Source organism: Stappia sp. WLB 29, from assembly GCF_023507705.1.
Classification (GTDB): domain Bacteria; phylum Pseudomonadota; class Alphaproteobacteria; order Rhizobiales; family Stappiaceae; genus Stappia.
Map to the genome: position 1 here is coordinate 729,923 of NZ_JALBGD010000001.1, position 9,467 is coordinate 739,389.

12 protein-coding genes and 1 tRNA gene are annotated in these 9,467 nt (G+C 66.1%); 7 read left to right on the forward strand and 6 right to left on the reverse strand.

Annotated elements, in window-relative coordinates:
* Window positions 1-40: 40 nt before the first annotated feature.
* A complete protein-coding gene (locus tag MNI96_RS03370; RefSeq protein ID WP_249690350.1) occupies window positions 41-217 on the forward strand; it encodes a hypothetical protein in 177 nt (58 codons plus the stop codon).
* A 28-nt stretch (window positions 218-245) separates the two neighbouring features.
* Here the strand turns inward: MNI96_RS03370 and MNI96_RS03375 are convergent, their stop codons facing one another.
* Entirely contained in the window at window positions 246-1,028 is a 783-nt protein-coding gene (locus tag MNI96_RS03375) for an SDR family oxidoreductase (RefSeq protein ID WP_249690351.1), read from the reverse strand.
* The gene (locus MNI96_RS03380) at window positions 1,025-1,357 is read right to left on the reverse strand and encodes a nuclear transport factor 2 family protein (RefSeq protein WP_349629117.1); all 333 of its coding nucleotides are present in this window, start codon (window positions 1,355-1,357) and stop codon (window positions 1,025-1,027) included. Before MNI96_RS03380 ends, MNI96_RS03375 begins: the two co-directional genes overlap by 4 nt.
* Before the next feature lie 54 nt (window positions 1,358-1,411).
* Here MNI96_RS03380 and MNI96_RS03385 point away from each other — a divergent pair, with 54 nt between their 5' ends.
* Together MNI96_RS03385 and MNI96_RS03390 are read left to right on the forward strand one after the other, a co-directional pair.
* Window positions 1,412-1,807, forward strand: a complete 396-nt coding sequence (locus tag MNI96_RS03385) for a winged helix-turn-helix transcriptional regulator (RefSeq protein WP_502960292.1) — start codon at window positions 1,412-1,414, stop codon at window positions 1,805-1,807.
* Between the two features lie 182 nt (window positions 1,808-1,989).
* Window positions 1,990-2,079, forward strand: a tRNA-Ser gene (locus tag MNI96_RS03390).
* 279 nt (window positions 2,080-2,358) lie between these two features.
* On the opposite strand, the gene MNI96_RS03395 is transcribed toward MNI96_RS03390, so the two are convergent.
* On the reverse strand, window positions 2,359-3,273 hold the full coding sequence (locus MNI96_RS03395; RefSeq protein WP_249690353.1) for a helix-turn-helix domain-containing protein: 915 nt from the start codon (window positions 3,271-3,273) through the stop codon (window positions 2,359-2,361).
* 97 nt (window positions 3,274-3,370) lie between these two features.
* Between MNI96_RS03395 and MNI96_RS03400 the strand changes: the two genes are divergently transcribed.
* On the forward strand, window positions 3,371-4,132 hold the full coding sequence (locus tag MNI96_RS03400; RefSeq protein ID WP_249690354.1) for an SDR family oxidoreductase: 762 nt from the start codon (window positions 3,371-3,373) through the stop codon (window positions 4,130-4,132).
* A 52-nt stretch (window positions 4,133-4,184) separates the two neighbouring features.
* Entirely contained in the window at window positions 4,185-5,132 is a 948-nt protein-coding gene (locus MNI96_RS03405; RefSeq protein ID WP_249690355.1) for an alpha/beta hydrolase family protein, read from the forward strand.
* A 188-nt stretch (window positions 5,133-5,320) separates the two neighbouring features.
* Here MNI96_RS03405 and MNI96_RS03410 read toward each other — a convergent pair whose 3' ends face one another.
* Window positions 5,321-6,457: an acyl-CoA dehydrogenase family protein gene (locus MNI96_RS03410; RefSeq protein ID WP_249690356.1), complete on the reverse strand. Its 1,137-nt coding sequence runs from the start codon at window positions 6,455-6,457 to the stop codon at window positions 5,321-5,323.
* Window positions 6,454-7,635 (reverse strand): CaiB/BaiF CoA transferase family protein, encoded by a 1,182-nt coding sequence (locus tag MNI96_RS03415; protein ID WP_249690357.1) that lies wholly within the window; start codon window positions 7,633-7,635, stop codon window positions 6,454-6,456. Before MNI96_RS03415 ends, MNI96_RS03410 begins: the two co-directional genes overlap by 4 nt.
* 97 nt (window positions 7,636-7,732) lie before the next feature.
* On the opposite strand from MNI96_RS03415, the gene MNI96_RS03420 reads away from it, so the two are divergent.
* Entirely contained in the window at window positions 7,733-8,617 is an 885-nt protein-coding gene (locus MNI96_RS03420; protein ID WP_249690358.1) for a LysR family transcriptional regulator, read from the forward strand.
* A gap of 48 nt (window positions 8,618-8,665) precedes the next feature.
* On the opposite strand, the gene MNI96_RS03425 is transcribed toward MNI96_RS03420, so the two are convergent.
* On the reverse strand, window positions 8,666-9,256 hold the full coding sequence (locus tag MNI96_RS03425; protein ID WP_249690416.1) for a GNAT family N-acetyltransferase: 591 nt from the start codon (window positions 9,254-9,256) through the stop codon (window positions 8,666-8,668).
* Between MNI96_RS03425 and MNI96_RS03430 the strand changes: the two genes are divergently transcribed.
* Window positions 9,255-9,467 (forward strand): hypothetical protein (locus tag MNI96_RS03430; RefSeq protein ID WP_249690359.1); only part of this gene is annotated, 213 nt, incomplete at its 3' end. The two genes, MNI96_RS03425 and MNI96_RS03430, sit on opposite strands and share 2 nt — an antisense overlap.

Here is a 9,467-nt window from a genome sequence, read left to right on the forward strand (position 1 = left end):
CGCGTCTACCTACCCGCTCCGCCCATGGCACTTCACGGAAGTGACGGAGAGCGAGGCGACCGAGCGCTGGAAGCCGCTGCCCTTGCGGCTCTGGACCATCTCATTCAACGACATGGCGGTCGAAGTCGTCTTCGCCACCGTCCACAAGGTTCACGAGACCCGCGAGACATCGGAGCCGCACCGCGCCTTGCAGGATTTTCTGCACAGGCGCGGCTGAACCAGGCTTGCCGAAAGCGCGTCCCCCGCTAGACCGTGGGCACCGTGCCGCCGTCGATGACGAACTCCGTGCCCGTCACCGCGCCTGCGCGCGGGGACGCGACGAAGGCCACGAGATCGGCCACCTCCGCCGGCCGTGCCGGACGGCCGAGCGGGATGCCGCCGAGCGCATCCATGACGATCTGCTTGCCGCCCTCGTAGTCGGTGCCGGCCTGCTCGGCCAAGCGCTCGGCCAACGCGGCCGCCGCCTCCGTCTCCACCCAGCCCGGCGACACCCGCACCACCCGCACCCCGTGGCGCGCCACCTCCTTCGACAGGCTCTTGCTGTAGGTGGAGAGAGCCGCCTTGGCGGCGGCATAGGCGGTGGTGGACTCCGGAAGCGGCAGGCGGTTCTGGATCGAGGTGATGTGCACGACCGCGCCGGAGCCCTGCGCGATCATGCCGGGCACGAGCGCGCGGTCGAGCCGCACGGCCGGCATCAGGTTCCAGTCGAGCTCCCGGCACCATTGCGCATCGTCCAGCGCGGCGAACCCGCCGCCCGGCGCCGACGATCCGCCGACCACGTGCACGACGATGTCGACGCCGCCGAGGCGATCGAGGACGCCGGCGACGGCAGCGGCGCAGCCTTCCGCCGTGGTCAGGTCAGCGGCGACGAAATGGACGCCCTCCGCGGGATCGGCGGGGAGGCTGCGGGCCGTCGTCACCACGCGCGCGCCGGCATCGCGCAGCCGTGCGACCACGGCCGCGCCGATGCCCTTGGTGCCGCCCGTCACGAGCACGCGCTTGCCCTCGAGGCCGAGATCGAAGCTCATGCGGTGATCTCCAGCTGCGCGATCTTCTCGCCCTTCAGCACGAAGGCGTAGCGCAGATCGACCGGGCTGCCGGGGAAGTTTCCCGCAACATGGGCGCGGACCACGATGCTGCCTGCCTTCTCGTCCACCGCGAAAGGCTCGGTCGTGTAACTGAACTTGCTGGAGGCCTCCGTCTTCCATCGGCGGATGGCCTCCCGGCCCGTATGGGTCCGGCGCTCGTCGGTGACGACCGCGTCCTCGGCAAAGCAGCGGGCGACGGCATCGCCGTCTCCCTGGTCGGCGGCGAAATAGGCGGCGACGGGGGCCGGCAGGGAAAGGGACAGGGACATGACGGGTCTCCGATTTGCGTTGTCTGGAGACACAGGTTGCCCTAGCCTGACCAAATGACAAGAACCGACGAAAAAGTAAGATACTTACCTGAAAGTAAGCCCATGGAATACACGAGGGAAACTGCGGCCGAAGGCGTCGAAACCGCGCTGAAGCTGCTGGAGGGCCGGTGGAAGCTGATCATCCTGTTCCACCTGTTCGGCGGCAACATCATGCGCTTTTCCGATCTGGAGCGCGCGATCCCGGCCGTCTCGCAGAAGATGCTGATCCAGCAGCTCCGGCAGATGGAAGGCGACGGCATCGTCCGCCGCATCGTCCACCATCAGGTGCCGCCGAAGGTGGAATATTGCCTGACCGAATGGGGCCAGGCCCTGTGCCCGGCGCTCGATGCGCTGCTGACATGGGCCGCCCAGCGCGAGGCCATGAGCCCGCCTGGCGGTGCGGCGGATTGATCGGGACTTCGGCCGCCCGTTGGCTCCTGCGGTCCCGCCAAGGGCCCGGAAAAGGGGTGCGCAAAAAAAAGAGCCTATCAGCCCGCGAATCCCGCCGGTTCCCGCGCGTTGTGCAAATTGCTGCTGGAAACTGCAGATCGGCCTATTGCCAAACGCTCGCAAATCCTTGAAAAGGTCGCCACGGAGAGGTGGCCGAGTGGTCGAAGGCGCTCCCCTGCTAAGGGAGTATACCGGAGACGGTATCGAGGGTTCGAATCCCTTCCTCTCCGCCATCCTTTCGCTCACGGCAGTTTCGCTGCGCTCCACGCCTCCGCGGGGGCGCCCTTACGGGCGGTCGCGCGCTTGCGCTCCTGGCTCCGAGCTCGAAACGTCTTACCGAACTCTCCGCCACTTTCTGACTTCGCGCTGCCGCCCTTCGGGCTTCGCTCCAGTCGGGACCTCGCATAAGCTCGCAAGGCCCCGCCACACAACGCCATTTCCCTCTACAACGCGATATTGCCGCCGATCACCGTCTCGCCATCAGGCGGCGCCGAGAACCGCGCGATTGCGCCTTATGCGGCCCGCAGTCTCGCAGCGAAAGCGCCGGGCGATGTTCCGACATGCCGCGAAAAGGCCATACTGAAAGAACTGACCGAACCGTAGCCGACACGCCGCGCGAGTTCGGCGATCGCGATATTGCCCCTCACCAGCATGTCCTTGGCCACTGCCATCCGCCAAGCCGCGACATATTCCATGGGCGCTGATCCGACCTCGCGGCGAAAGCGGTCGAAGAAGGTGGAGCGCGACATGCCCGCCGCAGAGGCCAGGCCTTGAACAGACAGGCTTGCACCGGGGTCTGCATGGATCTGCCGCAACGCCAAGGCAAGTTGCGGATCGGCAAGGCCTCGGAGCAAACCGGGTTCCACCGTCGTGCTTTCGGCGGAGCGCAAAGCCTCGACCAGCAACAGTTCCAAAAGCCGCCCGAGGACCATGTCGCGCGCCGCTCGATCACTTTGCGTCTCTTCCTGGATCATCTGAACGAGCGCGATCAAGCGTCCCTGCCCGCGCGCATGGATGACCGCCGGCAGGAGCGAAACGAGCAGTTCCCGGTCAGGCGAGGCAAAGCTGCAGTGGCCCACCAGGCACTGCACATCGGTCGGTGCGCCCTGTTCGCCCAGGCGGAACATGCCTGGGCCGATCTCCAGCGGCAAATGCGAGGCGCCGCTTGGTGGCGGAGTGATGCTCGACATCGTGAAATCGAAAACTTCCGGCACCAGCACGAAATCCCCCGGTTCAAGGACAAGCGGCGCACGGTCCCGAATGGTCAGCAGGCATGTGCCCATCGACATGGCGCAATAGAACGGGTTGGCCATCTTCGTGCGCTCGACGCGCCAGCGGCCGCCGCCACTGACCAGCTTCGCGATCGAGGGCTCCGGTTTGAGCAGCGCCACAACGCTGGCAAGGGGATCGCTTGTCAAAACAGCCATATTTCGGACTCTTGCTGAAATATTATGGACTTTTGAATATAGAAAGTCCGACGATTTCTGTCCATCTCTCGTCGTAGCAACGACAGGAGATACATCAATGCCCAGGATTCTGATCACCGGCGCTTCGTCGGGCTTCGGTCTCGCGACTGCGGAACTGTTCCTCACGGAAGGATGGGACGTCATTGCGACCATGCGCAAGCCGACGGCCCACACAATGGCGGCGCACGATCGCCTGCACATCTTGCCGCTCGACGTCACCGATGCAGCAAGCATCGCGCAAGCCGTCGCGGACGCCGGTGCTGTCGATGCGCTCGTCAACAATGCCGGGGTCGGCATGTTGAACGCGCTGGAGGGCGTGGACATGGCCAAGGCCCGCGAACTTTTCGAGACCAATGTCCTCGGTACGATGGCGATGACCCAGGCTGTCCTGCCGGGTATGCGCGCGCGCCGTGCAGGCGTCATCGTCAACATCAGTTCCAGCGTCACGCTGCGCCCGTTTCCGGCGCTGTCGGTCTATAGCGCCAGCAAGGCCGCCATCAACGCGTTCACGGAAAGCCTTGCCCTCGAGACGGCGCAATTCGGCATCCGGACGCGGCTCGTCTTGCCGGGCTCGTCCCCGACGACCGCCTTCGGCAAGAATGCCGTGGCGCGTATGGGCATGACCGTTCCGGCGCCATACGAGGCTTTCGTGCAGGACTATTTTGCCACCATGCGCGGCTCGGCCGAGAAAACAGAGGCTGCCGACGTGGCGCAGGCCGTATGGCGGGCGGTGACGGAGCTGGATGCGCCGATGCGCCTGCCCGCAGGTGCCGACGCCAAAACGCTCTTCAGCCAATCAGCCTCCAGCACCAGCGGCTGAGTGGGCTGGCCTGTGGCCGACCGCTTGCAGCGCCGTCAACCAGGACGACACCATGAACAATCTCATCAATCTATCGCGTTCGATTCCAACGCCCCAGGCCGGATTGACCGTGGCCTACACGCCGATCATCCTGCCCATGGCTGGGCGCACACCGCTTGAACTGCGCCTGACGGCACCCGCAAGTGGCAGTGCCCTGCCAATCGTGCTGCTGTCGCACGGAGCCGGGCCCTCCAAATATGTTCCGTCCAAGGACGGCTACGAACCCCTGGCGCAATTCTGGGCCGAACGCGGTTTCGCCGTGATCCGGCCAACCCATGGAAATTCGCCGGTCGCGGGCCTGCCGAGCGACGCCCCGGGTGCTCCCTATTTCTGGCGCCAGCGGGTGTCCGAAATGACGGCCATTCTCGACCGCCTCGACGAGGTGGAGCAGCAGGCGCCGGCAATCGCGGGTCGCCTCGATCATCGGCGCATCGCGGCCGCCGGACACTCTTTTGGCGGCCACACGGTCAGTCTGCTTCTGGGCGCGCAGATTGCTGGGGAGAGCTTTGCCGATACGCGCATATCTGCGGGCGTTCTGCTGGCAGCGCCTGGTCGCGGTGGCCGCGACCTCACCGAACAAAGTGCGGCCCGCTTTCCCTTTTTCGACGTGGATTTTGCGCATATGACACCCCCCAGTCTTGTGGTCTGCGGCGCGGATGACAACCCGCACTTCACGCCACGCGGCCCGGAGTGGCATGCCGACGCCTTCCATGACAGCCCGGGGGCCCAGGCTCTTGTCAACGTGCATGGCGTCGGTCACGGACTGGGCGGCATTGCCGGGTTGGATGCAAAGGAAACCGAGATTGAAGCCCCCGATGCCCTGGAAGCGACGCGGCGGCTCAGCCTCGCCTGGCTTCGCACCGCTCTCGCAGTTGATGTGGATGCCTGGCCATCTGCTATCGTTGCACTCGACGGCCCTGCCGGCGCATTGGCGACACTCACTCTTCCGAACAACGCCTGAAGCCGAGCCCGCCGCCCGGCTGGCGCGACAGCCTTGCACATCTGAAGACCGGAGCCGGCGGCATTCGGACCCGACCGGACATTCGCCGCCCATCCGGAATGCCGCCTTGCGCCCCGTTCGGGAAAACGCTCGCGGCGCTGAAGCTCTCTTTCGAAGAGGCGCACAGGCGCGGAGGCTCATCCAGGACCCTAGCTCAGCAGGTCGCGGGCAATGATGGTTCGCTGGATCTCCGAGGAGCCCTCGTAGATCCGGAAGATCCGCAAGTCGCGCAGGTAGCGTTCCAACGGAAAGTCGCGGGTATAGCCGTATCCGCCGTGGATCTGCAGCGCCCGGTCGGCGATGCGCCAGGCCGCCTCGCTGGCGTAGAGCTTGGCAAAGGCCGAGTCCCGCGAATAGCGCGCTCCCGTTCCGCGCTTGCGGGCGGCCTGCAACCCCAGGGCCCGCGCAGCCGCCAGTTCGGTGGCACTGTCGGCCAGCATCCATTGCAGCCCCTGGAAACTGCCGATCGGCTGTCCGCCGACCTCGCGTTCCCTGGCATAGGACACAGCCGCATCCAGCGCGGCGCGCGCAATGCCGGTGGCCTGCGCGGCCACTTCGATACGGCCATTGTCCAGCACCTTCATCGCGGTGCGGAACCCGGTGCCCTCGTCGCCCAGCCGGTTTTCCGCAGGCACGTGGCAGTCGAACGAGATCGGGAACACATGGCCGCCGCGCAGGCCCATGGTTTCCTCGGGCCTGCCGATTTCCACTCCCTCGATCCTGGCCGGTTCCACCACGAAGGCGCTGACCCCGCGGGCGCCGGCAGCACTGTCCGTCTTGGCGTAGACCACAATGAAATCCGCCTCCCCCGCATTGGAGATGAAGCATTTGGAGCCCTTCAGCCGGTAGCCGTCGCCGTCGCGGGTGGCGGTGCTGCGCATGTCCGCCGGGTTGGAGCCGGCCATCGGTTCCGTCAGGGCAAAGGCCCCCAGGGCCTCACCCGCCGCCGCGGCGGGCAGAATGCGCTGCTTCAGCGCCTCATCTGCGCCCAGAAGCAGCGAATCCGTGGCCAGGAAATGCGCGGTCAGCATCGAGGCGGTCGAGCCGCAGGCCGCCGCGATCGCCTCCACCGCACAGTAGAGCGCCGGCCCGGACAAGCCGATGCCGCCATAGGCTTCGGGCAGGTTCATCCCCATGATGCCCATCTCGGCCAGCGCCGGACGATGCAGGGTCGCAAATCGGGACTTTGCATCGATTTCGGCGGCGGCAGGCACCAGAACCTTGCTGGAGAACCGTTCGATCTGGCCGATGACGGCCTGTTCTTCGCTGTTCAGGTCAACGCTCATCGGGGCTCTCCCTGCTTGTGCCGCAGTTGTTGCAGAATGTCCTGGGTGTTGGCGCCCAGGGCGGGCGCCGACCGACGTCCGCCCCGCGGCGCACCGCCGAAATGCACCGGCTGCTCCGGTACGGTGACCGTGCCGAGGACGGGATGATCCACTGTCGATGCCAGCCCGCGCGCGTGCGCTTGCGGCGAGTTCCAGGCCTCGGACACCGAGCACAGGGCCGCGGCCGGAATGCCCGCCTCGGACAGAACCGCCACAGCCTCCATCGCGCTGCGGTCGGCGGCCCAGCTTTCGATGTGCTGCGCCAGCGCCGGCTCGTTCTGACGCCGCAAGGCATCGCTGGCAAACCGCGGATCGTCCGCCAGGTCCGGCGCGCCGATGGCGGCCGCGAAACGCTCGAACAGCCGGTCGTTCAGCACCGCGACGGCGAAACCGCCGTCCCGGGCCGGATAGGTGCCGAAGGGGGCCGACAGCGCGTGTTTGCTGCCCGTCCGCCTTGGCGTCTCGCCCGCCATCAGCGCCCGGCAGGCCGCGACCGGCATCATCGACACCAACGCGTCGTAGAGCGCCAGATCGACATGCCGCCCCCTGCCGCTGCGGCTGCGGTCGAACAGCGCCACCATCGCCCCGAAGGCCGCGAACATGCCGCCGGCGACATCGGCAAAGGCTTCGCCGACCATCATGGGCGGGCCGTCTTCGGCGCCGGTCATATCCATCAGTCCGCTCATCGCCTGGATGATGATGTCATAGGCCGGCTGCATCCGGTTGGGGCCGGTCTGACCGAACCCGGATACGGAAACATAGACCAGTCGGGGACAGGCCGCGCACAGCGTCTGCGCCCCCAGCCCGAACCGCTCCATCACACCGGGGCGGAAGTTTTCGACCAGCACGTCGCACTCCGCCGCCAGCGCCCGGGCCGCCGCCGCGCCTTCTTCTGATTTCAGATCCAGAACGATCGATTTCTTGCCACGGTTCACCGATTGGAACAGCAGGCTCTCGCCGTCCTTGAACGGACCGATATGGCGGTAATCGTCGCCCGCGGGAGGCTCGACCTTGATCACCTCCGCCCCCAGATCGGCCATCAGCGCCGTGCAGTAGGGCCCGGCCAGGACGCGGGAAAAATCCAGCACCCGGACACCTTCGAGCGGCCTGCGCCCCGTCGTTCTGTCAGTTTCGAACATGCATCCCCCATCATTTGTTTGCTGGAGGATAGCGGCCGGTCGGGTATACTCGGAAATAAGAGGGCGATATAAAGGATATTCCCGTTTGAATATACCATTGAACTTCCGCCAGGTCGAAATCCTGCTGGCGGTCGCGGACACTGGCAGCACCGCGGCGGCAAGCCGCGCGCTGAATACCTCGCAGCCCGCGGTTTCGCTGGCCATTTCCCGCTGCGAGGAGGTGTTCGGGCAGAAGCTTTTCATCCGCATCCCCGGACGCGGGATGGAGTTGACCCCGTTCGGGCAGCACAAGCTCGCCCAGCTGCGCGAATTGGAGAAGCAGGCGCGCTGGGTCCTGAGCGGCGGCGAGGGAACGCCGGAATTCCTGCATCTCGGGGTGTTTTCCACCCTGGGCCCGCGCTACGCGCCGCAGCTGGTGCGCGGCTTTCTGGAAGCCCGCCCCGACGCCGAAGTCCGCATCCTCGAAGGCGACCTGCAAACGCTGTTCGACTGGCTCAACGAGGGCCGGATCGACCTGGCGCTGCTCTACGATTTCGGTATTCCGTCCGACTTCGTCATCAGGCCCCTGGCCGCGGCCGAGCCCTATGCCCTGCTGCCGCAGGGGCACAGGTTCGCCGGGCGGAGCAGCCTGCGCGGCGAAGAGCTGGCACAGGAGCCGGTCATCCTGGTGAACCTGCCGCACAGCCGCGGCTATTTCCTGTCGCTGTTGCAGAATGCCAGCGTCCCGGTGCGGGTCGCCCACGAAACCGGCTCGATCGAGATGCTGCGGTCAATGGTGGCCAACGGGTTCGGTATCGGCCTGTTGGCGACCGACCTGCCGGATGGCCCCTGCTACGACGGCAGCCCGGTCGTCCGGGTGCCCCTGGCCGGCCACCCGCCGCAGCATCAGATTGCCCTCGCCCATCGCGGTGCGGCGCTCAAACGACCGATCATCCAGGCTTTTACGGCCTTTGCCGAAGCCTGTTTCAGCCCGTCAACCTAAGCGCCGGACGGCCCGGCGCAAATCCGCGATCTGCGCCTTCCGCCATTTTCAGACCGCCGGAACACCCGACATCCATTCTCGTCGCAGGATGGCGTATTGCACGGTGTTTTCGTAGATCGGACTGCCGTCCTCGTCCCTGGTGAACGAGATGAACTCGACGAACACGCCCTCCCGGCGCATGCCCAGCTTTTCGCACAGGCGCTGCGAGGGCATGTTGTGGTCCTCGACAGAGGCATAAAGCCGGCGAAATCCCTTTGACCGGAACAAGTGGTCGAACAGGGCCCTTGCGGCTTCGAACGCATATCCTTGGCCCCCGAACTGCGGATTGAGGTTCCAGCCGACCGGGGTGGTCCCCTCGTCCTCCTCCTCTCCTGTCGCGCCGCCGAACAGATCGCCGATGACCTGGCCGGTCTGTTTCAGGCAGATCGCCATGCAGCCGTCGTCGATGGCGCGCTTTGCGACCTTGTCGAGACGAAAAACATATTTCCGTCGCCGGCGCTGGCGCACTGAACTGTAACGGTCGGCGACAACAGGGCTTTTGCCCGACCGCCGCCGGCACGCGCCGCGGCTGCGAGGTGCGGATATTTTCAGATTAAGACGGCTTCGGCCGGACCATTGATTGAACCGAACGGGTTTCATGACGAGCACACTGGAGGCTGTCCCCTTCGAGGCGGTTGCCGAGGCGCGAAAGGATCCGCTCCCGCGCGAGTTCTTCCGGGCATGGCACTGCTCCCCGGCGCCAGAGCCGGAACCCCGGAGCCAAATCGTGCCGGCACCGCCTGCCCGCAGGCGTGTGCGACGCGGCCTGCCCGCCCTCACCAACCGCGAGCGCGACTGCGTCGCCTGGGCC

What these genes read in the sequence shown, in the direction of transcription:
- MNI96_RS03425 (WP_249690416.1), bottom strand. Translation starts at nt 9,256, where the DNA reads ATGAAACCCGTTCGGTTCAATCAATGGTCCGGCCGAAGCCGTCTTAAT.
- MNI96_RS03400 (WP_249690354.1), top strand. Translation starts at nt 3,371, where the DNA reads ATGCCCAGGATTCTGATCACCGGCGCTTCGTCGGGCTTCGGTCTCGCG.
- MNI96_RS03410 (WP_249690356.1), bottom strand. Translation starts at nt 6,457, where the DNA reads ATGAGCGTTGACCTGAACAGCGAAGAACAGGCCGTCATCGGCCAGATC.
- MNI96_RS03380 (WP_349629117.1), bottom strand. Translation starts at nt 1,357, where the DNA reads ATGTCCCTGTCCCTTTCCCTGCCGGCCCCCGTCGCCGCCTATTTCGCC.
- MNI96_RS03395 (WP_249690353.1), bottom strand. Translation starts at nt 3,273, where the DNA reads ATGGCTGTTTTGACAAGCGATCCCCTTGCCAGCGTTGTGGCGCTGCTC.
- MNI96_RS03405 (WP_249690355.1), top strand. Translation starts at nt 4,185, where the DNA reads ATGAACAATCTCATCAATCTATCGCGTTCGATTCCAACGCCCCAGGCC.
- MNI96_RS03385 (WP_502960292.1), top strand. Translation starts at nt 1,412, where the DNA reads ATGACAAGAACCGACGAAAAAGTAAGATACTTACCTGAAAGTAAGCCC.
- MNI96_RS03415 (WP_249690357.1), bottom strand. Translation starts at nt 7,635, where the DNA reads ATGTTCGAAACTGACAGAACGACGGGGCGCAGGCCGCTCGAAGGTGTC.
- MNI96_RS03375 (WP_249690351.1), bottom strand. Translation starts at nt 1,028, where the DNA reads ATGAGCTTCGATCTCGGCCTCGAGGGCAAGCGCGTGCTCGTGACGGGC.